This window comes from Streptomyces capillispiralis (assembly GCF_007829875.1).
GTDB classification, from domain to species: domain Bacteria; phylum Actinomycetota; class Actinomycetes; order Streptomycetales; family Streptomycetaceae; genus Streptomyces; species Streptomyces capillispiralis.
Window position 1 is genome coordinate 1,347,299 of sequence record NZ_VIWV01000001.1, and the last position, 23,183, is coordinate 1,370,481.

The window sequence follows — 23,183 nt, forward strand, 5'->3', positions numbered from 1 at the left end:
CCGGCTGCGCTCACGAGGCTGGAACCGCCCTGGGCGACGGCCGGTTCCGGATCCTTCCCGAAATCCTGGAAAGGGAAATCGATGTCAGTCTCTGCTCAGCCACGCCTTGCCCTGGTGGGCGACCGCGGCAACCACGACGAGCCGTCCCACCCCAAGATCGACGCGATGCGTGAGCAGTGGGACCTGACCACGGAGTGGATCCCCACCACCGACCTCCACGACGTCTCCCTCCTGGAGGGCTTCGACGGGATATGGGTGGTGCCCGGGGCGCCGTACTTCAACCAGAAGGGCGTGCACCTCGCCGTGCGGCACGCCCGTGAGAACGGCCTGCCGTTCCTCGGCACCTGCGGCGGGTTCTTCAGCGCCCTCATCGAGCACGCGCAGAACGTGCTGCACCTGCCCGAGGCCGAGGGCGTGGACGAGGACCCCGAGAAGCTGATGCCGCTGGTCACCCCGCTGAAGTGCTCCTTCCGCGGGGAGAAGGCCCCGCTGAAGGTCAGGCCGGGCTCGCTGCTCGCCTCGATCTACGGCACCACCGAGGTGGAGGAGATCTTCCACTGCGACTACGGGCTCACCGACGCCTTCATGGACTCCGCCAGCCAGGGCGCCCTGCGGATCAGCGCCTGGGACACCGACGGCGCGCCCCGGGCCCTGGAGATCACCGGGCACCCCTTCTTCATGGGCAGCCTCTTCCAGCCCGAGCTGTCCTCCGCGCCCGGCGAGGAGCACGTGATCCTCCGGGCCTTCCTGGCCGCCGTGCGCACCCGCGCCGGCGTGCTGACGGCGCAGTCGGCCACCTGACCGACGCGGCGACACCCCGCACCGTTCGATGAGCGGCCGTGCGCCGAAGGCGCGCACGGCCCAGGGCACCGCCATGCCCGCCTCGCCCCCACACCAGGCGGAAGGATCACCACGCCTCCATGAAGCACGATCAGCACGGCCTGTCGCGACGCGGCTTCGTCCGCGGCGGCGTCGTCGGCGGCGCCGGACTCGGCGCGCCCGTCCTGCTCCCCGTCATCTCGGCCCGGGCCGCCGAGCCGTCCTCGGCGGCCGCCGCGCCGCCCGACGCCGACCGGGTGCCGGGGGCGGCGTTCACCGACGGGTCCGCCGCTCTGACGCCGGACCGCACCGTCGCCACGGCCTGCCAGTTCTGCAACTCCAACTGCCGCCTCAACGTGGACCTCAAGGCGGGCCGTGTGCTCGCCGTGCGCGGTGAGGACAAGGACCCGGTCCAGCGCGGACAGGTCTGCGTCAAGGCCGAGATGATGCCCCAGCTGGTCTACAACGCCGAGCGGCTGACGACCCCCCTGCGGCGCGTCTCCGGCGCCAAGGGCTCGCCGCACTCCCGGTTCGAGGCCATCGGCTGGGACGAGGCCCTGCGCACGATCGCCGGGAAGCTGCTGTCGCTGCGGGACGCCGGCCAGGCCCACACCATCGCCAACCGCACCACCGGCCGGCTGCCGCGGGGCACCGGCTCGCTCGTGGCCCGCCTCTTCGCGATGCTCGGCAGCCCCAACAACACCGACGTGGGCCCGGTCTGCAACGACGCCGGCGGCAACGCGCTCGCGGTCACCTTCGGCCTGGGCAACTTCACCAACGGCTACGGCACCGACGGCGCCACCGGGAAGGACGACCTGGGCTCCGCCCGTCACTACCTGTTCCTGGGCACCAACCAGGCCGAGACCCATCCGGTGACGTTCGACTACCTGCTGCGCGGCCGGGAGCGGACCGGGGCCACCCTGACGGTGGTCGACCCGCGGCTCACCCCGACCGGGGCGGTGGCCGACCGGTGGGTGGCGCCCAAGCCGCACACCGACTACGCGCTGCTGCTGGGCATGCTCCACCACATCATCGAACGGAACCTGTACGACAAGGCGTTCGTCAAGCGCTGGGTGGTCGGCTTCGAGGAGCTGCGGGCCCATCTGCGCAAGCACCGGTACAGCCCCGCGTGGGCCGCGAAGGTCACCGGCCTGCCCGCCGCGACCATCACGGAGATGGCCGAGGAGTACGCGTCGGCGAAACCGGCGGCGATCTTCTGCAACGCCGGCATCTCCCACCAGCTCGGCGCGTTCGACACGTACCGGGTGGCCACGTTCCTGGCCGCGGTGACCGGCAACATCGGGCGCCCGGGCGGCGGGTGCAACTTCATGCACAACACCTGGCCCGGCGACCTGCACCTGCCGCCGCTCCGGGTGACGGTGCCCGAGCGCCGGGAGGCGCTGCCGGTCGGCCCGGACTACTTCGCCGAGTCCATCCTGACCGGCGACCCCTACCGGCTGCGCGCGGTCATCACCCAGGGCAACCCGCTGGTCTCCTCCGCCAACACCACCAAGGTCAAGAAGGCGTTCGAGGAACTCGACTTCTACGTCTACACCGGCCTGTTCATGGAAGAGGCCGCCTACTACGCCGACATCGTCCTGCCCGCGTGCAGCGGTCTGGAGATGGAGGGCGTGTACATGCGCCGCGACGACCGGGCGATCCGCTGGCAGGACCAGGTAGTCGACCGGGTCGGGCAGTCCCGGCCGGACTGGGAGATCTGGATCGGCCTCGCGCACGCCCTGGCCGAGCTGGACACCCGCCGCCCCGCCGCCGAGTGGCGCGAGGCGTTCCCCGAGCGGTGGACGGACTACAAGGAGCTGTGGGCCGACTTCGTCACCCACACCCCCGGCATGGGCGGCATGACCCGGGCGCGGATGCGGGAGCGGACCGAGCCGCTGCGCTGGCCCTGCCCCTCCCCCGAACACCCCGGTGTCAGCACCCTCTACCTGGACCACCCCAGCTGGTACGAGGCGGTCGAGTCGCTGGACCCGGCCCACCGCGGCAAACGGTTCCTCACCCCCAGCGGCAGGATCGAGATCACCACTCCGGAGCTGGAGCGGAAGCTGGCCGTCACCGGACACGGTGCCCTGCCCGTCTTCTACACGCACCCCGAGGTCACCGGGAAGAACCCGACCCTCGCCTACAGCCGCACGTTCGTCACCAACCCGATCAACCCCCAGGCCGTCACCCACCCGGTGCGCCTCGGGGTGCCCGGCAGTGACGCGGTGCACCGTGAGTTCCCGCTCATGGGGATGACCGGCCGGCCCAGCGTCGTCCACTTCGCCGAGGTCACGCACTGGACGCCGATGGGCAAGCAGCTCAACGGCATCCGCTTCGTCCAGATCCACCCCGACACCGCCCGCCGGGCCGGCATCGCCGACGGGGACGACGTCCGGGTGGAGAGCCCCCGCGGCTCGGTGACCGGCACGGCACTGCTGTGGGAGGGAATCAGGACCGACACCGTGTTCGTCCCGAACACCTTCGGCCCGGCCCAGAAGGTCGGCGACCTCTTCGACGACCCCCGTTACGAGGCCGCCAACACCCTCCCCGACGACCGCTACTACGACAACCTCTCCGGCCAGCAGGCCTTCAAGTGCTTCGCGTGCAGGGTCGTCAAGGCCTGACCCGCCGCACGAGACCGGCACACCATCCGTCCCCATCACCTGGAGGCAGTGCATGACCGCCACGCCCGATCCGCGTCTCGACGCCGAGTCCGTCACCGTCAGGCCGCTGGCCGGCTTCGACGAGACCGTCCGCGTCCTGGGCTCCAAGAGCTACACCAACCGCTACCTGGCCATCGCCTCCCTGTCGGGGCAGGAGACGGTCGTCGACAACGCGCTGCTGTCGGACGACACCGTCTACCTGGCCCGCGCCATCGAGGCCTTCGGCCACGTCACGTGCGCCATCGACCACTCCGCCGCCCGCATCCGGGTCACGCCCACCGGGAAGCCGATGCGGGCGCCGGACGAGGACATCTACGTCGGCGGCGCGGGCACCCCGCTCAGGTTCCTGATCTCCATGGCCGGCCACGCCGAGGGCACCACCGTCATCACCGGCAACGCCCGCATGCAGGAACGCCCCATGGGCGACCTGCTCAAGGCGCTGCCCGCGCTCGGCGTGGACGCCACCGCGGTCCGCGGCAACGGCAGCCCGCCGGTCCGGGTGGTCGGCGGCTCCTTCAAGGGCGGCTCCACCTCCATCAGCGGCGCCGTCTCCAGCCAGTTCACCTCCAGCCTCATCATCAACGCGCTGCGCGCCGGCACCGACACCGAGATCACCATCAGCGACGAGCTGGTCTCCAAGCCATACGTGGAGATGACCCTCGCCGCGCTGAAGGAGATGGGCGTCCGCGTCGACCGCGACGGCTACCGGCGCTTCACCGTCCCGGCCGGGCAGCAGGCCCGCGGCGGACAGGTCACCGTCGAGCCGGACGCCTCCGGCATGTCCTACTTCCTGGCCGCCGCCGCCGTCCTCGGGTCCCGGGTCGTCATCCCGGGCATCGGCGCCGGTTCGCACCAGGGCGACGTGCACCTCGTCGAGGCGTTCGAGCGGATGGGCTGCCGCACCGAGGTCACCGACGACTCGATCACCCTCACCGGCGGTCCGCTGCGCGGCATCGACATCGACATGGAGGCCATGCCCGACGTCGTGCCGTCGCTGGCCATCGCCGCCGCGTACGCGGAGGGCACCACCCGCATCACCAACATCGCCTCGCTGCGCGTGAAGGAGTGCGACCGCATCGCCGCCGTCACCACCGAGCTGCGCAAGATGGGCATCGACGTCGAGGAGCACGCCGACGCCATGTACATCACCGGCGGCACACCGCACGGGGCCGTCATCGACACCTACGACGACCACCGCATCGCCATGACCTTCGCCATCGGCGGTCTGCGCACCGAGGGCGTGGTCATCAAGGACCCAGGCTGCGTCGCCAAGTCCTTCCCCACGTTCTGGCAGACCCTCGACACCCTGCACCCGGGTTCGGAGAGCACCCAGTGAGCGCCCGGGCACCCGTGGCCGCCGGCCCGGGCGTCCTGCTGGTGCTCGACGGCTGGGGACACGCGCCGCCGGCCGAGGACAACGCCCTGTCGTCGGCGCGCACTCCGGTCCTGGACGAACTGCTCGCCACCTGCCCGAGCACGCTGGCCGACGCCTCCGGCGAGGCGGTCGGCCTGCTGCCGGGCACGGTCGGCAACTCCGAGATCGGCCACATGGTCATCGGCGCCGGACGCCCCCTGCCGTACGACAGCCTGCTGGTCCAGCGGGCGATCGACGCGGGCACCCTGCGCACCGACTCCCGGCTGGGCGCCACGCTCGGCCGGACGGCGGCCTCCTCCGGTGCCCTGCACCTGATCGGGCTGTGCTCGGACGGTCAGATCCACGCCCATGTGGAGCACCTGAGCGAGCTGCTGGCCGCGGCCGCCGCCCACCGGGTCGACCGGGTGTTCCTCCACGCCATCACCGACGGGCGGGACGTCGCCGACGGCACGTCCGAGACGTATCTGGCCCGGGTCGCCGAACTCGCCGGACAGGCCGGCGCGGGACGGATCGCCACGGTCGTCGGGCGCGGTTACGCGATGGACAAGGCCGGCGACCTGGAGCTGACCGAACAGGCCGTCGCCCTGGTCGCCGACGGCCGGGGCACCCGGGCGGGCAGTGTCCGCGAGGCGGTGTCCGCTTCGGCGCGCGGCGACGAGTGGGTTCCCCCGACGGTGCTCGCACCGGCGGGGGACGCGACGGTGCGCGACGGGGACGCGGTGGTGTGGTTCAACTTCCGCAGCGACCGCATCCAGCAGTTCGCCGACCTTCTGGCGGACCGGCTGACCGCCACCGGCCGCCGCGTCGACATGCTCAGCCTCGCCCAGTACGACACCCGCACGGCCATCCCCGCCCTGGTCCCGCGCGCGGACGCCTCCGGCGGTCTGGCCGACGAGCTCGCCGCGGCCGGGCTGCGCAGTGTCCGCATCGCGGAGGCCGAGAAGTTCGAGCACGTGACGTACTACGTCAACGGCCGGGACGACACGGTGCGCGCGGTCGAGGAGCACGTGCGCGTCACCGGTGACGGCAAGCCCGACTACGTGGCGCGTCCGGGGATGAACCTGGACCGGGTCACCCGGGCGGTCACCGACGCCGTGGCCCGCGCCGACGTCGACCTGGTCGTCGCCAACCTGGCCAACATCGACGTCGTGGGCCACACCGGGAACCTGGCCGCCACCGTCACCGCCTGCGAGGCGACCGACACGGCGGTGCGGGACATCCTGGACGCGGCCCGCGCCGCCGGGCGGTGGGTGCTGGCCGTGGGCGACCACGGCAACGCCGAGAAGATGACCAAGCGGGCCCCGGACGGCGGCACGCGCCCCTACGGCGGGCACACCACCAACCCGGTGCCCCTGGTGATCGTCCCCGCCCCGGGCGGCGGCTCCGCGCCGGTGCTCCCGGAGCGGGCCACGCTCGCCGATGTCGCCCCCACCGTCCTGCACCTGCTGGGACACGAACCCGGATCCGTCATGACTGGAAGGTCGCTGCTGTGAGCCCTCTCGCCCCCACGTCCCCCCGGGCCGCGTGGGACCGGATGCCCGCACCGGACGGCTGCGCCCCGGCCCCGCGCATCGCCGCCGCCTTCGCCGAGGACGCGGTCGTCCGCCCGCTGGAGGCCGGCGCCGTCGAGGCCGTCCTGCGCGAGCCCGCCGACCGTTCCGGCGCGGTGCTGGGCCTGCACAACCCGTCCGCCGTGGAGGCCCGCGTCGACCTCGGTGCCCTGCTGCCCGAACTGGCCGGCCGCACCTGGCACTTCGTCAGCGGGTCCATGCACACCAGCGCCGCGCCCGGCGGCCTGTACGTCCACCTGCCCGCGTCCGGCCAGGTCTGGCTCAGTGTGACCTCGTAGGGAAGGAGAGCACCCCCGCGTTCCGGGCCGCAGCGCCCGTCCTCTCGCGCCCCTGTGCCGGCGTTCCGAACGCCGGCACATCTGCGCCGGATCCACCGCAGCCTGCGCGGGCAGCCCGCCCCCCGGGGTCCACCGCTGTCCCGCTTCCTCATTCAGGGCACCGCCACCCCGAAGGATCTGTCATGGAACCACTCGTACGCTTCGTGCTGCCCGCTTCGGCCTCCGGCCGGTCGTCGGGCCGCAGGCATCACCGACCGCACCACCCCCGCGCCCACCGGCGCCGTACCGCCCGCGTCGCCGCCCTGGCCCTGGTGTTCATGTCCCTCGCGACGGCGTGCGCCGACAAGGACACGGGAGCGACCGGCGCGTTGCAGGTCAGCGGATCGACCACGGTCGCCCCGGTGGCCGCGGACGCGGCCCAGGCCCTCAAGGCCGACGGGCTCGACATCACCGTCGCCACCCAGGGCGGCTCCGCCGGCGGCATCTCGCAGCTCGCGTCGGGCCAGATCGGCATCGCGATGAGCTCCAAGCCCCTGGCCGACGAGGACCGGTCCGCCCACCCGGACACCGACTTCCGTCCCACCCAGATCGGCGCCGACGCCGTCGGTGTCATCGTCACGCGGGAGGTCGCCGAGGGCGGGGTCGAGAACCTCACCGCGGCCCAGATACGCGGCCTGTTCGAAGGGAAGATCACCAACTGGTCGGAGGTCGGCGGTCCGGACCTCGATGTCTTCGTCTACGACAAGGAACCCGGCCGCGGAACCCGTGAGGTGCTCGACAAGTACCTCTACGGGGACGAGAAGCCCCCGCCGCCGCCCGAGTCGGGCAACTTCGCCGTCGTGGGCGGCAACCTCGAGACCCGCAACAAGCTGGAGTCGACGCCCGGCGCCGTGGCACCGCTGTCCACCAGCTTCATCGAGGGACACGACGGCCTGCGCGCGGTGACGCTCGACGGCATCGCGCCGACGCCGGAGAACATCGCCTCCGGCACGTATCCCATGTCCCGGCCGCTCTACCTCCTCACCGACGGCGAACCGGAGGGGACGGCCAGGACGTTCATCGACTACGTCCTGTCCGCCAAGGGCCAGGCCCTGATGACCCGGCACGGCTATCTGACCCTCCAGCAGATCGGGAAGTAGCCGATGGCCACCAGAACACTGGCCCGGCCACCCCTCGCACCCGGCCCGGGCACCCGCCCGCGCCCGTCGAAGTGGATCTGGAGCTGGGTGGGCGCCGGGGCACTGTCCGTGGCGGCCCTGCTGCTGGTCCTCGCCGGGTATCTCGGCGCGGGGGTCGGCGGCGGCGACGTCGACTGGCCGGCCCTGCTGACCGAGACCACCTGGAGCCCGGCCAACGCGGCGTACGGCGGCCTGGCGATGATCTACGGCACGGCCGTCGTCTGCGTCCTCGCCCTCGCCCTCGCCGTGCCCGTCGGCTGGGCGGCGGCCATCGCGCTGTCGGAGTACCTCCCGCCCCGGGTGGCCCGCCCGCTGCGCCTGTGCGTGGAACTGCTGGCCGCGGTGCCCTCCATCGTCTACGGCCTGATCGGCATCATCGTCGTCCGGCCCGTCATCGCCCGCTGGGCGGACGTGCCGGGCGGTGACAGCCTGCTCGCCGCGGGCATCGTGCTGGCGGTGATGATCACTCCGACGGTCGTGGCCGTCAGTGTCGACGCGCTTGCCGCGGTGCCCGACCGCTGCCGGGAGGCCGCGTTCTCGCTCGGGCTGACCCGGCGCGAGGTCGTCCGCTCGGCCGTGCTGCCCCTCGCCCGGGCGGGCATGCGGGCGGCCGTCCTGCTCGGGCTGGCCAGGGCGCTCGGTGAGGCCATCGCGGTCTTCCTGGTCGTGGGCCGGGCCGACGGGCGGCTCCCCACCGATGTCGGGGGCTTCCTCGACTCGCTGGTCCGTCCCGGGCAGACGCTGACGACCAAGCTGGCCGGGCCGGAACCCGTCCTGGCCGGGACCTCGGGTCCGCACTTCGCCGCGCTGTGCGGGCTCGGGTTCGTCCTGCTGGCGCTGGTGGCCGCGGCGACGGTGTGGGGCACGCGGGGACGCGGCGGCGACACGGCGGCCGGACGGACTCCGCGGTACCGGGCCACGGCCCGGCTGCGGGTGCAGCGCGACCGGCTGGCGGCCACGCTGCGGCTGGCGGCCCTGCTCCTGCCCGGCGTCCTCCTGGCCGGCATGCTCGCCCTCCTGGCGACGCGGGGCAGCTCCGCGTTCGACCCCTCCTTCTGGTTCACCGCGGCGACCGGGTCGGCCGGCGGGGGTGTGCGCGACCAGATCGTCGGCACCGTGCTGCTCGTCGTGACGACGGGTCTGCTCGCGCTGCCGCTCGGCTTCGGCGCGGGCATCCTGATCGGTGTGCACGCGTCCGCGCGTACCGCGCGTGTGCTCCAGACCCTGACGGTCGTCCTGGGCGGCGTACCGACCATCCTGCTGGGACTGGCCGGGTTCGTCATCCTGTCCAGTGCCATGGGCTGGGGCCGGTCCTGGCTGGCGGGGGCCCTCGTGCTGGTCCCCGTGGTGGTACCGGTGATCGCGCTGGCCACCTCGGCGCGCGTGCGGAGCCTGCCGCCCGAACTGACGGAGAGCGCGCTGTCGTTGGGGCTGACGCGGGCCCAGCTGATCCGGTCGGTCGTCGTCCCCTACGCCTGGCCCGCCACCGTCACCGGCCTGCTGCTCGGTCTGGCCCGCGCCGCGGGCGAGACCGCGCCCCTGCTGTTCACCGCCACCGTGTTCTTCGGCGCCCCGGCGCTGCCGGGCGGTGTCGTGGAGTCGCCGGTGCAGGCGTTGCCGACGCACATCTTCACCCTCTCCCAGGACTCGGGCGACCCCCAGGCGGTCGCCCAGGCGTGGGGCAGCGCCCTGGTCCTGGTCCTGATCACCGCAGTGCTCCTCTGCGCGGCCGTGGTGCTGCGCAACCGCTTCGAAGGAGAGCGATGGACAGCGTAATCACCGTGCGTCGGCTGCGTGTGCGCAGTCGTGACACGACCCTGGTGGGCCCCGTCTCCTTCGACCTCGCGCAGGGGTCCACCACCGGACTGTGCGGGCCGTCGGGCGCCGGCAAGTCCACCGTCCTGCGTGCCCTGGTGGACCTCCTCCCGAGCGGGCTCGTCCGGGACGGCGACCTGCGGGTGCTGGACCGGGCGATCGCGCCGGGCAGGGGGGACGCCGACCTCAGGGCCAGGGTCGTCCTGGTGCCGCAGACACCGGTGGTGTTCGGCGGCAGCATCCTCGACAACGCGCTCTTCGGACTGCGGCACGTGCTGCGGGCCTCGCGCGAGGTGCTGCGGGAACGGGCGGAGCGGGCGCTGCGTGAGGCCGGACTGTGGCAGGAGGTCGCCGACCGGCTCGACGCGCCGGCCCACACGCTGTCCGCGGGACAGCGCCAACGGCTGTGCCTCGCCCGCGCGCTGGCGCTGGAGCCGGCGGCCCTGCTCCTCGACGAACCCACCAGCGCGCTGGACGCGCAGAGCCGGGACACGGTCGAGGAGTCGATCGCGGCCCTGCACGGCCGCCGCTCGGTCCTTCTCGTCTCCCACGACCCGGCGCAGGTGGAGCGCCTCTGCGACACGACGGTCCGCCTGGACCGGCCGGCGGCGGCCCCGGCCGTCGCGGTCTCCTGAGCCGCGGAGTCCGTCGACGGCCACGGCTCATGCTCCGACCCGGCTGCGCTGGTGCAGGATCTGCATCAGCGCGGACCGGACCTCGTCGCCCAGGCGGTAGTAGATGTGGCGGCCTTCCCGCCGGCTCTCGATCAGCCCGATGCAGCGCAGCCGCTTGAGGTGGTGGCTCACGGTGGCCTGGGACACCCCGACGTCGGCCAGCTCGTGCACGGCGACCTCGGCGCCCCGGTGTTCGGCCAGGTGCATCAGCAGGTGCAGGCGGACCGGGTCACCGAGTGTCTTGAACACGGTGGACCACCAGACCATGTCCGCCGGGCTCAGTTCCAGGCACGTCCCGTCGCACAGGGCACCGGCGCCTTGCTGACACATGTCGTCTCCTCACCCCGGCGTCCCTTCCGGGTTGCGTGACCTGCGGGTTCGCCCGGCTCCGACGGCCGTCGGGCCGGTGCGTCCCCCGCGGTCCGCCGGAGCGTACCGGTTCAGACGGCGCGTGACAGCAGGCCTGCCATGCCCGTGAGCACACCGGGGGCCACGCTGTAGTACACCCAACTGGCGCGGCGTTCCGACACCAGCAGGCCGGCCTCGCGCAGTTTGCGCAGGTGGTGGCTGACGGTGGGCTGGGAGACGCCCACGTCCTGGATCTCGCACACGCAGGCCTCCCCGCCGGGCCGCGCGGCGATTTTCGAGAACAGTCGCAACCTGACCGGGTCGGACAGCGCCTTGAACATGGCGGCGATCTTCTCGGCGTCGGCGGCCGACAGCTCCTCCTGCCCCAGCGGCCGACAGCACTGCAACGACGTGCCCACGTCGAGAACGGCGGAGCCCGGAGCCAAATTAGACATGCCTCTATGTTGACACCCATCTAATCACCTGCCAAGAGGTGGAACCGACCCACCGGACACACTTCGACGTTCCTCTATGTTGACGAACGTCTATACCGGGTCCACACTGACGGTATCGACGTTCATCGAAACCGAGGAGCCGCACCGTGACCGCGCACACCGCCACCGATCTTCCCGTTGCCGTCATCGGGGCCGGCCCCGTCGGCCTGGCCGCCGCCGCGCACCTCGTCGAGCGCGGCCTGACCCCCCTCGTCCTGGAGTCCGGGCCCGTCGCGGCGGCGGCGGTACGGGAATGGGCGCACGTCCGCCTGTTCTCCCCGTGGAGCGAGGTCGTCGACCCGGCCGCCGAGAAGCTGCTGGCGCCCACCGGCTGGACCCGGCCGGACCCCGCCTCCTACCCCAGCGGCGGGGACTGGGCCGAGCGGTACCTGCAGCCGCTCGCCGACGTGCTCGGCGACCGCGTCCGCTACGGAGCCACCGTCACCGGGGTCTCCCGGGCCGGCCGCGACCGCGTCGTGGACGCCGACCGCGCGGCCCAGCCCTTCGTCCTGCACGTGACGTCCGAGGACGGCCGTGAGGAGCGGGTCCTGGCCCGCGCGGTCGTCGACGCCTCCGGCACCTGGGCGCTGCCCTCGCCGGCCGGCGGCGACGGCCTGCCCGCGCTCGGCGAGCGCGCCGCCGCCGACCGCGTCGGCTACCGCGTCCCCGACCTCAAGGACCCGGCCGTCCGCGCCCGGTACGCGGGCCGGCGCACCGCGGTCATCGGCTCCGGCGCCTCCGCCTTCACCGCCCTGGCGTCCCTGGCCGAACTCGCCGGGTCCCCCGACGGCCACGGCACCGAGGCGGTGTGGATCCTGCGCCGCGGCATCACCGGTTCCACCTTCGGCGGCGGCCGGGCCGACCAGCTGCCCGCCCGGGGTGCGCTCGGCCTCGCCGCCCGGGCCGCCGTCGAGGACGGCCACGCCGACGCCGTCACCGGTTTCCGCTGCGCGGCGATCGAGCGGGACGGCGGGGGCCGGCTGATCCTCGTCGCCGAGGACGGGCGCCGCCTCGACCCGGTGGACGAGGTGATCGTGCTGACCGGGTTCCGTCCCGACCTGTCGTTCCTCTCCGAGCTCCGTCTCGGCCTGGACGAGCGCCTGGAGGCCCCGGTCGCGCTGGCGCCGCTGATCGACCCCAACGTCCACTCCTGCGGCACCGTCTACCCGCACGGCCGCACCGAGCTCGCCCACCCCGAGGAGGGCGTCTACCTCGTCGGCATGAAGTCCTACGGCCGGGCGCCGACGTTCCTCGCGATGACCGGCTACGAGCAGGTCCGCTCCGTGGCCGCCGCCCTCGCCGGGGACCCGGAGGCGGCGGACCGCGTGGAGCTGGTCCTGCCGGAGACGGGCGTGTGCGGCGGCTCCGGCCTCTTCGACGCCGCCGAACCGGCGACGGCGGACGCGGGCGGGTGCTGCGCCGCCCCCGCGCCGCAGCTCGTGCAGATCACCCCGGCCTCCCTCACGGCGGCACCCGGCAGCTCCTCCGGCGGCTGCTGACCTCCATGCGGCACCTCGACGTCCCCGCCCGCGCGGCCGCCACCCCACCGGGCCACCCGGCGCGGCCGCGCGCGGCCCTGCCCGCGCTGTGCCTGACCCAGATCACCGGCTGGGGCATCGTCTACTACGCCTTCCCGGTCCTGAACCCGGAGATCACCGCCGCCACCGGATGGTCCCCGGCGGCGACCACGGCGGCGTTCTCCCTCGCCCTCCTCGTGTCCGCGGCGGCGGGCATCCGCATCGGCCGGGTGCTCGACGCCCGGGGACCGCGCACCGTCATGACCGCCGGCTCGGTGCTCGGCACCCTCAGCCTGGTCGTCGTCGCCACCGCCCCCAATGTGCCGGTGTTCACCGTCGGGTGGCTGCTGGCCGGACTCGCCATGGCCGCGACCTTCTACCAGCCGGCGTTCGCCGCGCTCACCCGCTGGTGGGCCCCCGACCACGTGCGCGCGCTGACCGTCGTCACCCTCGCCGGCGGCCTCGCCTCCACCGTCTTCGCCCCGCTCACCGCCCTGCTCGTGGAACACCTCGGCTGGCGGCAGACCTATCTGGTTCTCGCCGCCGTCCTGGCCGCCGTCACCGTTCCCGCCCACGCCCTGGCCCTGCGCGGTCCCTGGCCGCCCGCCCCGCCGGCGACCGCCGCGGGAGCGGGCGCCACCGGCGCCTCCCTCGCCCGGAGCCGCCCCTTCCTGCTGCTCGCGGTCGCGCTGACGCTCTCCGCCTTCGCCCTGTACGCCGTCGTCGTCACCCTGGTGCCGCTGCTCCTCGAACGCGGCTACTCCACCACCCAGGCCGCCTGGGCACTCGGCCTCGGCGGCCTCGGGCAGACGCTCGGCCGCACGCTCTACGCCGCCCTCGCCCGCGGCGTCCCGCCCGCCGCCCGCGCCGCCCTGCTGATCGGCTTGGGCGGGGCGACCACCGCCGCCTTCGCCCTGCTGGGCGGCCCCTATCCGCTGCTCGCCGTCCTCGCCGTCGTCGCCGGTGCCGTACGCGGCAACCTCACGCTGCTGCAGGCCACCGCCGTCACCGACCGCTGGGGGACCGCACACTACGGCCGGCTGTCCGCGCTGCTGGCCGCACCCGCGACCACGGCGTCGGCGCTCGCGCCGTTCGCCGGTACGGCGCTGGCGGGACCCCTCGGCGGCTACCCGGCCCTGTTCGCCGTGCTGGCCCTCGTCTCCGTCACGGCCGCCCTGTTCGCGCACCGGACGGCCGTCCCGCACCGCTCGCACCCCTGACGCCCCGCACCGGGTCACCCGGGCGCGGCCGGTGCCGCGGCCCGCCGCCGGGACGTAGGATCGGTCGCCGATATCGGTTTCGTCACTGCTCCGGGGCCGGGGCGGGAGGTGGGGAGAGGGTGCGGGAGTTCCAGCGGGGCGCGGTGCGGCTGCACATCCTCCACCACGCCGCCGAGGAGGAGATCCACGGCGCCTGGATGACCGGGGAACTGGCCCGCCACGGGTACCGGATCAGTCCGGGCACGCTGTACCCGACGCTGCACCGGCTGGAGGCCGACGGTCTGCTGGCCTCCGAGCAGCGGGTGGTCGACGGCCGTACCCGGCGGGTGTACCGGGCGACGGAGGCGGGCCGGCAGGCGCTGGCCGAGGACCGCCGGGCGCTGAGCGAGCTGGCCCGGGAGGTCCTCGGCGACGACTCCCCCCGCTGATCCGCCCGGCTCAGCCGCGCGCCGCGACCGCCCGGCGGATGCCGTACACGGCGGCGCCCGCCGCCAGGACGGCCGCCCCGGAGACCACCGACGGGAGGGGAAGCGCGCAGGCCAGAACGAGGCACCCGGCCAGCCCGACGACCGGGACGATCCGCGCCGGACGGCCCTCCTCGGGGGCGAGGGTCCAGGCGGAGGCGTTGGCGACGGCGTAGTACACGAGGACGCCGAAGGAGGAGAACCCGATCGCCGCCCGCACGTCCGCCGTCGCCGCGACGACGGCGACGACCAGTCCAACCGCCAGTTCCGCGCGGTGCGGCACCTTGAACCTCGGGTGGACGGCGGCCAGCGCGGGCGGCAGGTGCCGGTCCCGGGCCATCGCCAGGGTCGTCCGCGAGACGCCCAGGATCAGCGCCAGCAGCGAGCCGAGCGCGGCCACCGCCGCGCCCACCCGGACGACCGGCTCCAGCCACCCGGCGCCCGCGGCGCGCACCGCGTCCGACAGCGGCGCCGCCGCCGCACCCAGGCCCGCGGGGCCCAGCACCAGCAGCACGGAGATCGCCACCGTCACGTACACCACCAGGGTGATGCCCAGAGCCAGCGGAACGGCCCGCGGGATCGTGCGCCGCGGATCGCGGACCTCCTCACCGAGCGTCGCGATGCGCGCGTACCCGGCGAACGCGAAGAACAGCAGGCCGGCCGCCTGGAGCACCCCGCCGACGGTGGTGTCGCCGCCGATGGCCAGGCGCTCCGCCTCGGTCGTGCCGGACGTGAGCGCGGCGACCACCACCGCGGCGAGCACCGCCAGGACGACGGCGACGATCACCCGGGTCAGCAGGGCCGACTTCTGCACACCGGTGTAGTTGACGGCGGTCAGCGCCACCACGGCGGCCACCGCCACGGCGTGGGCCTGGCCGGGCCACGCGTACGAGCCGACCGTCAGCGCCATCGCCGCGCAGGAGGCGGTCTTGCCGACCACGAAACCCCATCCGGCGAGGTAGCCCCAGAACGCGCCGAGCCGCTCGCGGCCGTAGACGTACGTGCCGCCCGAGGCCGGGTAGCGGGCGGCGAGGCGGGCGGAGGAGGTGGCGTTGCAGTAGGCGACGACGGCGGCCAGGGCCAGCCCGATCAGCAGCCCGGAGCCGGCCGCGCGGGCGGCCGGGGCGAGGGCGGCGAAGATGCCCGCGCCGATCATCGAGCCCAGGCCGATCACCACGGCGTCGGTCACCCCCAGCCGCCGGTGCAGCTCGTCCGGCACCCCGACGGTCGACGGCTTGCTCATGGCCCACTCCTCCGGCGGCACGGCCGCACCTGTGACGGACTTCGATATCGGCAGACGATACGGGACCTCGGTGGCCGCCCGGGTCCCGCCCCGGGGCCGCAGGACGAAGGTCCGGCGGACGGTTACCCTGGTGCCCTGCGGCGGCCCGGGCGGGCGGCCGCGCGGCGGTGGGGCTCGCCGCACCCGAACCGCGGCGGTGACGCCGCCGACAGTCCCTACTGGTGATCGCAGCCGCCCGGACGCACGCCCGGACGAGGACACAAGTAGGAGACGCACCGCCATGACCACACCACGCGACCGGATCGCCGGACCCGCGGGCCCCGGCGTCGCCCCGGCACCGACCGCCCGGCGCCGCGAGGCCGCACGGGCGCAGGCGCCCGTGGTCGCCGTCGTCGCGGCCGGCGGCGCCATCGGGGCCTCGGCCCGCTACGGGGCGTCCCTCCTGTGGCCCACCGCCCCCGGCAGCTTCCCCTGGACCACGCTGGCGGTCAACGCGGCCGGATGCGCGGTCATCGGCGTCTTCATGGTGGTCGTCACGGAGGTGTGGGCCGCGCACCGGCTGGTGCGGCCCTTCTTCGGCACCGGCGTCCTGGGCGGCTTCACCACCTTCTCCACGTACGCCGTCGACGTCCAGCGCCTGGTCGCGGACGGCCATGCCCGCACCGGTGCGGCCTATCTGGCGGCCACCGTCCTGGCCGCCCTCGCGGCGGTGTGGTGCGCCGCGGAGGGCACGCGCCGGCTGATCCCACGGAGGCGGAAGTGACACGGCTGCACGGCACCGCACTACGCGTGACCGTCTTCGTCGGGGAGAACGACACCTACCGTCACCGGCCGCTGTTCAGCGAGATCGTCCACCGGGCGCACCGGGCCGGTCTGGCGGGGGCCAGTGTCTTCCGCGGCATCGAGGGCTTCGGCGCCTCCTCCCTCGTGCACACCACGCGGCTGCTGTCGATGAGCGAGGACCTGCCGGTGGCCGTCGTCGTCGTCGACAGCGAGGAGCGGGTCCGCGCCTTCCTGCCCGAGCTGGACGAGCTGGTCACCGAGGGCCTGGTGATCCTCGACGAGTGCGAGGTCATCCGCTACGTGGGCCGGGGCGGGGAACAGCGGGGCGAGGAGGAGAAGGCGTGAACTGGCTGCTCGTCGTCGCCGGCGCCGCGGTCGGGGCGCCGTTGCGGTACCTGACCGACCGCGCGGTCCAGGCCAGGCACGACACGCTCTTCCCGTGGGGCACCTTCACCGTGAACGTCGTCGGCTGCCTGGTCCTCGGCGTCCTCACCGGCGCGGTCTCCTACGGCGCCGCCTCCGACTCGGTGCGGCTGCTGGTCGGCACCGGGTTCTGCGGGGCGCTAACCACCTACTCCACCTTCTCCTACGAGACCCTGCGGCTGGCCGGGACCGGCGCGCGGCTCTTCGCCGCCGTCAACGTCGCCGCGAGCGTCGTCGCCGGGGTGGGTGCCGCGTTCGGCGGCGCCGGTATCGCCCGGGCGCTCTGGACCTGAGCCCCGGGACGGTCCCGGGCGCGTCCCGGTGGGGATGGGGAACATCCCCGTCCCCGCCGGTGTTCCCGTCCACGGCAGCGGGGAAAGGCGGAGCGGTGCACGGTGAGTACAAGGTCCCCGGCGGCAAGCTGGTCGTCGTGGACGTGGACGTGGAGGACGGCGTGCTGCGCCGCGCGCGGGTGGCGGGCGACTTCTTCCTCGAACCGGACGAGGCGCTGGACGCCGTGAACCGCGCCCTGGAGGGCGCCCCCGCCGGCACCGACGCGGCAGGACTCGCCGCCCGGATCGACGCGGCCCTTCCCGAGGGGACCGTGATGTACGGGCTGACCTCGGAGGGCGTCGGCGTCGCGGTGCGCCGGGCGCTCGCGCACGCCACCGACTGGACCGACTACGACTGGCAGCTGATCCACGAGGGCCCGCAGGCCCCCGCGCTGCACATGGCGCTGGACGAGGTGCTGACCGCCGAGGTCGCCGCGGGCCGCCGCCCGCCGACGCTGCGGGTGTGGGAGTGGGGCGCCCCGGCGGTGATCATCGGCAGTTTCCAGTCACTGCGCAACGAGGTCGACCCCGGGGGCGCCGAGCGGCACGGCATCGAGGTGGTGCGCCGGATCTCCGGCGGCGGCGCCATGTTCGTGGAGCCGGGCAACACCATCACGTACTCGCTGTCGGTGCCGGAGTCGCTGGTGCAGGGGCTGTCCTTCCAGGACAGTTACGCCTATCTCGACGACTGGGTGCTCGGCGCGCTCGGCGAGATGGGGATCAGGGCCTGGTACCAGCCGCTCAACGACATCGCCACCGACCAGGGCAAGATCGCGGGGGCCGCGCAGAAGCGGATCGTGGGCCCGGACGGCGCCCCCGGCGCGGTGCTGCACCACGTGACCATGGCGTACGACATCGACGCCGACAAGATGCTCCAGGTGCTGCGCATCGGGCGGGAGAAGGTGTCCGACAAGGGCACCCGGAGCGCGAAGAAGCGGGTGGATCCGCTGCGCCGGCAGACCGGGCTGCCGCGGGAGGCCGTCATCGAGCGGATGATCGACTCGTTCCGCGCCCGGTACGGCCTGGCCGACGGCAAGGTGACGGACGGGGAACTCGCCCGTGCGGAGGAGCTGGTCCGGACGAAGTTCACCTCCCCGGAGTGGATCGCCCGGGTCCCCTGAACGGGGAGGCGCGGCCCCGGCGGCCGGCCTGCGGACGGCCGCCCGCAGGCCGGGGGTCACGGCGTCGCGCGACACCACGGACCGCGCGCCGTCACCGGCCCCGACTCGCGGGTGTACGCGACCAGTTGGGCGCGGTGGCCGCCGTCACCGGGGCGGCCCGGGCCGGGCGTGACCGTGGGGCCGTGACCGTCGGCCACGTCTGCGTCACCGCGCGGGCACGGAGCGAGTTGGCCCTTCCGCCCCACCACGATGCGTGTGACACTGGCGTCCCGTCCGCAGTGCGGACTCCTTCCGCACCGTCCCCCACGAGAAGTGCGCCGTGCGTTCCTTGCCTCTGCCGATCGCCCTGACCGCGCGCCTGTCCCCCGTGGTCGTACTCGCCGCCGCGGGCTGGGCCCTGACGTCCGGTCCGTCGGCCACGCCGCAGGCCGCCGAGAAGGACCCGACCGAGAAGACGGGTACGCGGTCCGCGTCCGCCCCGTCGGAGACCCAGGTGGCGAAGACGTACGCGGCGGCGCCCGCGCCCTGTGACAGCGTCGCCGAAAAGACCGTCAAGTCCCTGGTGCCCGGCGCCAAGTCGGCCGGCAAGGAGATCCCGTCCACCGACGCCGAGCTGCGCCGCACCTGTTCGTGGAACGCGCTCAAGGGATACGAGTACCGCTGGCTCGACGTGTCCTACGAGGTGCTGGCGTCGGACGAGGCGGCTGAGCAGTCGTACGCGGGGCGGGTGGAGGAGAAGAGCGGCGGGGGCGCCGTCCCCGGGCTCGGTGACGAGGCCTACTCCGTGGTGAACCTGACCACCGAGGACAAGCAGCAGACCCGTGAGGGTGTGGTGGTGGCCCGCGCCTCCAACGCGCTGGTGATCGTCACGTACAACGGAAGCGACTTCGAGTCGAAGAAGGCGCCGGACACGGACGAGATCAACAAGGGTGCCATCAAGGCCGCCAAGGAGGCGGTCGCGGCCCTGGCGGACGGCAAGGGCTGACCGGCGGCCCGCACCCCCGTCAAGGGTGGGCAGCGGACCCCGGCACCGATCCGGAATCGATGGTTCCGTGACATCCCTCACACCGCACCGGCGATCTGTGCGGGTCGCTTAGTAGGAGCCGCACCGGCGACATGGGCGACTTGTCCGTCTTGCCGTGCACGCGGGGCGGGCCGGGGAGGGTGGTGATCCGCCCGGGACGCACGCGTCGGGGCTTCGTCGCCGTCCGACGGTTTCTGACGCGGCGGCAGACACCCCGCGCGGTCGGCCACCGGCAGGTCTGCACGCCGCGCCACCCGCCGCAAGACCCCCCGGTCGCTACGAGGCGGCTTAGTAGTGGGGCCCTTTGCGCCCGGTGCCGGGCCGTCCCAAGAATGACGAGCCTCCGGACAGCAGGGGTGAGGTCAGGCATGGGAAAGCATCGTCATCAGCAGCAGTACCGGCGGACGGTCGTCGCGGCGGTCGCCATCGGCGTCATAGGCGTCCCCTCCGTCGCCATGGCCTGCACGGACTGGCCCGGCGGAGGGGAACGGCAGGAACGCAGCGCCGCCCGCGCGGACGCGACCGAGTACAGCTGGGGCGGCCCCGACTGGTACAGCCGGTGGAGCAGCCAGCAGCACGGTGAGCCCACGCCCGTACCGACGGACACGCCGACCGCCACCGCGAGCCCTTCGAAGACCGGTGGGACGGCCGCTCCCGACAGCGGCGAGCCGTCGCGGAAGCCCTCGCACAAGCAGTCCCACAAGCCGAAGAAGACGGCTCCCAAGACCTCCACCCCCCGGCCCGCCACGACGGCCCCCAAGGCGACCACCGCGGCCCCGAAACCGACCACCGCGGCCCCGAAGCCCACCACCGCCGCGCCCGAGCCCAGCACGGCCGCCCCCGAAGCCACCGCCGGTGCGTCGAGCCCCGCCGCGACGGGCGGCACCCAGGCCTCCTCGGCCGTCGCCCGGGTCGTGGAACTCGTCAACGACGAGCGCGGCCGGGTCGGCTGCGCCCCGGTGAAGGTGAACTCCGCCCTGACCGAGGCCGCGCAGAAGCACAGCGAGGACATGGCGGCCAGCGGCAGCATGTCCCACACCGGCTCGGACGGCTCCTCGCCCGGCGACCGCATCACCCGCGCCGGCTACGCGTGGAGCACCTACGGCGAGAACGTCGCCTACGGCTACTCCACTCCCGAGCAGGCGATGGCCGGCTGGATGTCCAGCCCCGGCCACAAGGAGAACATCCTCAACTGCGCGTTCAAGGAGATCGGCGTCGGTCTCGCGCAGCCCGGCGGCTACTGGACCCAGGACTTCGGCGCGGCACGGTAGGAGCCGTACGCTCAGCCGCGCCGGTGGCCCGCCATCAGCGCGGCGTAGACCACGAGCGAGGCCGCCAGGCCCACCGCCCAGCCGTAGTCCGCGAGGGGCTTCAGGAAGGGGATGAGCCCGTCCTCGGGGAAGGGACCCTTCCCCGGGGCCGAGTGGGAGCCGCCCACCGCGAGCACCCCGCCGAGCAGGAACGCGGCGACGGCCCGCAGGTTCCAGCCGGAGGTGTACCAGTAGCGTCCGCCGGGCGTGTAGAGGCCGGGCAGGTCCAGGACCGTGCGGCGGACCAGCCAGTAGTCGGCGATGAGGATCCCGGCGACGGTGCCGAGCAGCCCACCGACCAGGCCCAGCCAGGTGAAGATGTACAGCTCGGGCGTCTCGGTGAGCTTCCACGGCATGATCAGCACGCCGACCACACCGGTGATCAGCGCGCCGGTGCGGAAGCTGATCAGGCGCGGCGCCAGGTTCGCCAGGTCGTACGCCGGTGAGACCACGTTCGCCGCGATGTTCACCGAGATGGTGGCGACGAGCACCGTCACCAGGGCGAAGAGCAGCCCGAAGACGTTGTCGGTCCGGGCGGCGAGCGCGACGGGGTCCCACACCGGGGCCCCGTACACCGCCTGCGAGCCGGAGGTGACGAACACCGACAGCAGCGCGAACAGGGTCATGGTGGTGGGCAGTCCGAGGGTCTGCCCCCAGATTTGGGCGCGCTGGCCCGCGCCGAAGCGGGTGAAGTCGGGGATGTTCAGGCTCAGGGTCGACCAGAAGGCGATCATCCCCATGAGGGAGGGGAAGAACACCGGCCAGAAGTCGGCGCCCCAGCCGAGCCGCGACGGCTGGTCGAGCAGCGGCCCGAGGCCGCCCGCCTTGTGCCCGATCCAGGCCAGCAGCACCAGCGCGCCCACGATGACGAACGGCGCGGCCCAGTTCTCGAACCGGCGCAGTGTCTCCATGCCCCGGTGGATGATGGCCAGTTCGAGGGCCCAGAACAGCACGAAGCACACCCACAGCGTCCACGGCTGGCCGCCGACCTCCGCCGCCTCGGCCCAGCCGCCGAACACCTTGCCGAGCAGCACGAAGATGCCCTGACCGCCGATCCACGTCTGGATGCCGAACCAGGCGCAGGCCACCCCGGCCCGGATCATCGCCGGCAGGTTGGCGCCGCGCAGCCCGAACGAGGCGCGGGCCAGCACCGGGAAGGGGATGCCGTACTTGGGGCCGGCGTGACCGGTCAGCAGCATCGGCGCGAGCACGATGACGTTGGCGAGCGCGATGGTGAGGACGGCCTGCTTCCAGTCCATGCCCAGCGCGACGAGACCGGAGGCGAGGAGCCAGGAGGGGATGTTGTGCGCCATCCCCACCCACAGGGCGGTGAAGTTGTACGTGGTCCAGCGGCGGCGGGCGAGCGGCACCGGCAGGAGGTCGTCGTTGACGAAGCGGCTGTCGGTGAGGGTGGCACCGGGCGGGAGCTCGACGCGTCCCGCCGGGTCGGGTATGGGATCGTCGGACGGCGTGGGCGGGACGGTCGCGGTCATGGGCGTGCCTTTCGGCGGAGGAACCGGTCAGCGGCTGAGTGCCGGGATGATCTCCGCGCCGTACGCGTCGATCGTCGTCTCCTGCGCGTCGTGCATGTCGTACACGGCGAACTGGTCCACGCCCAGGTCGCGCAGTGCCTTCAGCTTCTCGATGTGCGCCTCGGCCGGCCCGAGCAGGCAGAACCGGTCGACGATCTCGTCGGGCACGAAGTCGGTGGAGGGGTTTCCGGCCCGGCCGTGGTGGCTGTAGTCGTAGCCGTGGCGTTCCTTGATGTACTCCGTGAGCGCCTCGGGGACCATGCCGGAGTGCTCGCCGTAGCGGGCGACCAGGTCGGCGACGTGGTTGCCGACCATGCCGCCGAACCAGCGGCACTGCTCACGCGCGTGCGCCAGGTCGTCGCCGACGTACGCGGGGGCGGCGACGCAGATGGTGACCGAGGCCGGGTCGCGGCCCGCCTCCACGGCCGCCGCGCGGACGGCCTTCACCATCCACTCGGTGAGGTACGGGTCGGCGAGCTGGAGGATGAAGCCGTCGGCCTTCCGCCCGGCGAGGGCGAGCGCCTTCGGCCCGTACGCCGCCATCCAGACGGGCAGCTTCCCGCCCTCGATCCACGGGATCCGCAACGGCTGTCCGTCGACCTCCGCCTCCCGCCCCTCGGCGAGGTCGCGGATCACGTCGATCGCCTCGCCGAGGCGGGCCAGGGTGTTGGGTCTGCGTCCGGCGACGCGCATCGCGGAGTCGCCGCGGCCGATGCCGCAGACGGTGCGGTTGCCGAACATGTCGTTGAGGGTGGCGAAGGTGGAGGCGGTGACCTCCCAGGTGCGGGTGCCGGGGTTGGTCACCATCGGACCGACCTTCAGTCTCGTGGTGTTCGCCAGGATCTGGCTGTAGATCACGAAGGGTTCCTGCCACAGCACGGCGGAGTCGAAGGTCCAGCCGTGGGTGAAGCCGTTGCGCTCGGCGCGCTTCATCAGGCTGACGACCCGCGAGGCCGGCGGGTCGGTCTGCAGGACGAGTCCGAAGTCCATGGGCGGCGC

The 23,183-nt window shown here is 73.6% G+C and carries 21 protein-coding genes and 1 pseudogene; 17 read left to right on the top strand and 5 right to left on the bottom strand.

From position 1 onward, the window contains the following. Positions 1 to 81: 81 nt before the first annotated feature. The 8 genes from FHX78_RS05345 (at position 82) to FHX78_RS05380 (ending at position 10,334) form a co-directional block, all read left to right on the top strand. Complete coding sequence (locus FHX78_RS05345) at positions 82 to 801, top strand: CTP synthase (RefSeq protein ID WP_145866318.1); 720 nt, start codon at positions 82 to 84, stop codon at positions 799 to 801. Between the two features lie 119 nt (positions 802 to 920). Continuing rightward, a complete protein-coding gene (locus FHX78_RS05350) occupies positions 921 to 3,443 on the top strand; it encodes a molybdopterin-containing oxidoreductase family protein (protein ID WP_167531689.1) in 2,523 nt (840 codons plus the stop codon). A 52-nt stretch (positions 3,444 to 3,495) separates the two neighbouring features. Further along, entirely contained in the window at positions 3,496 to 4,818 is a 1,323-nt protein-coding gene (gene aroA / locus FHX78_RS05355) for a 3-phosphoshikimate 1-carboxyvinyltransferase (RefSeq protein WP_145866319.1), read from the top strand. Beyond that, positions 4,815 to 6,350 (top strand): 2,3-bisphosphoglycerate-independent phosphoglycerate mutase, encoded by a 1,536-nt coding sequence (gene gpmI, locus FHX78_RS05360; RefSeq protein ID WP_145866320.1) that lies wholly within the window; start codon positions 4,815 to 4,817, stop codon positions 6,348 to 6,350. Before aroA ends, gpmI begins: the two co-directional genes overlap by 4 nt. Further along, positions 6,347 to 6,706, top strand: coding sequence for a hypothetical protein (locus FHX78_RS05365; RefSeq protein WP_229924006.1), 360 nt, complete (start codon positions 6,347 to 6,349; stop codon positions 6,704 to 6,706). Before gpmI ends, FHX78_RS05365 begins: the two co-directional genes overlap by 4 nt. 182 nt (positions 6,707 to 6,888) lie before the next feature. Next, positions 6,889 to 7,845 carry a phosphate ABC transporter substrate-binding protein gene (locus FHX78_RS05370; protein ID WP_167531690.1) on the top strand — a complete coding sequence of 319 codons (957 nt, stop codon included), beginning with the start codon at positions 6,889 to 6,891 and terminating at the stop codon, positions 7,843 to 7,845. A gap of 3 nt (positions 7,846 to 7,848) precedes the next feature. Then, positions 7,849 to 9,660: a phosphate ABC transporter permease subunit PstC gene (gene pstC, locus FHX78_RS05375; RefSeq protein WP_145866321.1), complete on the top strand. Its 1,812-nt coding sequence runs from the start codon at positions 7,849 to 7,851 to the stop codon at positions 9,658 to 9,660. Further along, a complete protein-coding gene (locus FHX78_RS05380; protein WP_167531691.1) occupies positions 9,648 to 10,334 on the top strand; it encodes an ATP-binding cassette domain-containing protein in 687 nt (228 codons plus the stop codon). Before pstC ends, FHX78_RS05380 begins: the two co-directional genes overlap by 13 nt. A gap of 27 nt (positions 10,335 to 10,361) precedes the next feature. On the opposite strand, the gene FHX78_RS05385 is transcribed toward FHX78_RS05380, so the two are convergent. Together FHX78_RS05385 and FHX78_RS05390 are read right to left on the bottom strand one after the other, a co-directional pair. Further along, positions 10,362 to 10,703, bottom strand: a complete 342-nt coding sequence (locus FHX78_RS05385) for an ArsR/SmtB family transcription factor (protein WP_145866322.1) — start codon at positions 10,701 to 10,703, stop codon at positions 10,362 to 10,364. Positions 10,704 to 10,813: 110 nt separating this feature from the next. Then, positions 10,814 to 11,176, bottom strand: coding sequence for an ArsR/SmtB family transcription factor (locus tag FHX78_RS05390; RefSeq protein ID WP_145866323.1), 363 nt, complete (start codon positions 11,174 to 11,176; stop codon positions 10,814 to 10,816). Positions 11,177 to 11,322: 146 nt separating this feature from the next. On the opposite strand from FHX78_RS05390, the gene FHX78_RS05395 reads away from it, so the two are divergent. From FHX78_RS05395 to FHX78_RS05405, 3 genes and pseudogenes are all read left to right on the top strand, one after another. After that, entirely contained in the window at positions 11,323 to 12,714 is a 1,392-nt protein-coding gene (locus tag FHX78_RS05395; protein ID WP_145866324.1) for an NAD(P)-binding domain-containing protein, read from the top strand. A 5-nt stretch (positions 12,715 to 12,719) separates the two neighbouring features. Further along, positions 12,720 to 13,931 (top strand): annotated as a pseudogene (locus FHX78_RS05400) (MFS transporter); the annotation flags it as partial. Positions 13,932 to 14,071: 140 nt separating this feature from the next. Then, positions 14,072 to 14,380, top strand: a complete 309-nt coding sequence (locus FHX78_RS05405) for an Rv3488 family transcriptional regulator (RefSeq protein ID WP_145866326.1) — start codon at positions 14,072 to 14,074, stop codon at positions 14,378 to 14,380. A gap of 10 nt (positions 14,381 to 14,390) precedes the next feature. Here FHX78_RS05405 and FHX78_RS05410 read toward each other — a convergent pair whose 3' ends face one another. Continuing rightward, positions 14,391 to 15,659 (bottom strand): APC family permease, encoded by a 1,269-nt coding sequence (locus tag FHX78_RS05410; protein WP_145866327.1) that lies wholly within the window; start codon positions 15,657 to 15,659, stop codon positions 14,391 to 14,393. 280 nt (positions 15,660 to 15,939) lie between these two features. On the opposite strand from FHX78_RS05410, the gene crcB (FHX78_RS05415) reads away from it, so the two are divergent. The 6 genes from crcB (FHX78_RS05415) to FHX78_RS05440 all read left to right on the top strand — a co-directional run bounded on the left by crcB (FHX78_RS05415) (position 15,940) and on the right by FHX78_RS05440 (position 20,613). Further along, a complete protein-coding gene (crcB, locus tag FHX78_RS05415) occupies positions 15,940 to 16,422 on the top strand; it encodes a fluoride efflux transporter CrcB (RefSeq protein ID WP_145866328.1) in 483 nt (160 codons plus the stop codon). Continuing rightward, positions 16,419 to 16,787 carry a DUF190 domain-containing protein gene (locus FHX78_RS05420; RefSeq protein WP_145866329.1) on the top strand — a complete coding sequence of 123 codons (369 nt, stop codon included), beginning with the start codon at positions 16,419 to 16,421 and terminating at the stop codon, positions 16,785 to 16,787. The genes crcB (FHX78_RS05415) and FHX78_RS05420 overlap by 4 nt, the downstream gene beginning before the upstream one ends. Next, the gene (gene crcB, locus FHX78_RS05425) at positions 16,784 to 17,158 is read left to right on the top strand and encodes a fluoride efflux transporter CrcB (protein ID WP_145866330.1); all 375 of its coding nucleotides are present in this window, start codon (positions 16,784 to 16,786) and stop codon (positions 17,156 to 17,158) included. The genes FHX78_RS05420 and crcB (FHX78_RS05425) overlap by 4 nt, the downstream gene beginning before the upstream one ends. 95 nt (positions 17,159 to 17,253) lie before the next feature. Continuing rightward, entirely contained in the window at positions 17,254 to 18,318 is a 1,065-nt protein-coding gene (lplAB, locus tag FHX78_RS05430) for a lipoate-protein ligase LplAB (RefSeq protein ID WP_145866331.1), read from the top strand. A 319-nt stretch (positions 18,319 to 18,637) separates the two neighbouring features. Next, positions 18,638 to 19,303: a hypothetical protein gene (locus FHX78_RS05435; protein ID WP_145866332.1), complete on the top strand. Its 666-nt coding sequence runs from the start codon at positions 18,638 to 18,640 to the stop codon at positions 19,301 to 19,303. Positions 19,304 to 19,710: 407 nt separating this feature from the next. Continuing rightward, a complete protein-coding gene (locus tag FHX78_RS05440; protein ID WP_145866333.1) occupies positions 19,711 to 20,613 on the top strand; it encodes a CAP domain-containing protein in 903 nt (300 codons plus the stop codon). An 11-nt stretch (positions 20,614 to 20,624) separates the two neighbouring features. On the opposite strand, the gene FHX78_RS05445 is transcribed toward FHX78_RS05440, so the two are convergent. After that, positions 20,625 to 22,145 carry an NCS1 family nucleobase:cation symporter-1 gene (locus FHX78_RS05445; protein WP_145866334.1) on the bottom strand — a complete coding sequence of 507 codons (1,521 nt, stop codon included), beginning with the start codon at positions 22,143 to 22,145 and terminating at the stop codon, positions 20,625 to 20,627. Between the two features lie 27 nt (positions 22,146 to 22,172). Continuing rightward, on the bottom strand, positions 22,173 to 23,174 hold the full coding sequence (locus tag FHX78_RS05450; RefSeq protein ID WP_145866335.1) for a TIGR03842 family LLM class F420-dependent oxidoreductase: 1,002 nt from the start codon (positions 23,172 to 23,174) through the stop codon (positions 22,173 to 22,175). Positions 23,175 to 23,183 lie beyond the last annotated feature (9 nt).

Bases quoted from the DNA above. Each gene is read 5' to 3' on its own strand.
- FHX78_RS05345 (WP_145866318.1), top strand. From the start codon at position 82: ATGTCAGTCTCTGCTCAGCCACGCCTTGCCCTGGTGGGCGACCGCGGC.
- FHX78_RS05350 (WP_167531689.1), top strand. From the start codon at position 921: ATGAAGCACGATCAGCACGGCCTGTCGCGACGCGGCTTCGTCCGCGGC.
- aroA (WP_145866319.1), top strand. From the start codon at position 3,496: ATGACCGCCACGCCCGATCCGCGTCTCGACGCCGAGTCCGTCACCGTC.
- FHX78_RS05370 (WP_167531690.1), top strand. From the start codon at position 6,889: ATGGAACCACTCGTACGCTTCGTGCTGCCCGCTTCGGCCTCCGGCCGG.
- pstC (WP_145866321.1), top strand. From the start codon at position 7,849: ATGGCCACCAGAACACTGGCCCGGCCACCCCTCGCACCCGGCCCGGGC.
- FHX78_RS05380 (WP_167531691.1), top strand. From the start codon at position 9,648: ATGGACAGCGTAATCACCGTGCGTCGGCTGCGTGTGCGCAGTCGTGAC.
- FHX78_RS05385 (WP_145866322.1), bottom strand. From the start codon at position 10,703: ATGTGTCAGCAAGGCGCCGGTGCCCTGTGCGACGGGACGTGCCTGGAA.
- FHX78_RS05390 (WP_145866323.1), bottom strand. From the start codon at position 11,176: ATGTCTAATTTGGCTCCGGGCTCCGCCGTTCTCGACGTGGGCACGTCG.
- FHX78_RS05410 (WP_145866327.1), bottom strand. From the start codon at position 15,659: ATGAGCAAGCCGTCGACCGTCGGGGTGCCGGACGAGCTGCACCGGCGG.
- crcB (WP_145866328.1), top strand. From the start codon at position 15,940: ATGACCACACCACGCGACCGGATCGCCGGACCCGCGGGCCCCGGCGTC.
- FHX78_RS05440 (WP_145866333.1), top strand. From the start codon at position 19,711: ATGGGAAAGCATCGTCATCAGCAGCAGTACCGGCGGACGGTCGTCGCG.
- FHX78_RS05445 (WP_145866334.1), bottom strand. From the start codon at position 22,145: ATGACCGCGACCGTCCCGCCCACGCCGTCCGACGATCCCATACCCGAC.
- FHX78_RS05450 (WP_145866335.1), bottom strand. From the start codon at position 23,174: ATGGACTTCGGACTCGTCCTGCAGACCGACCCGCCGGCCTCGCGGGTC.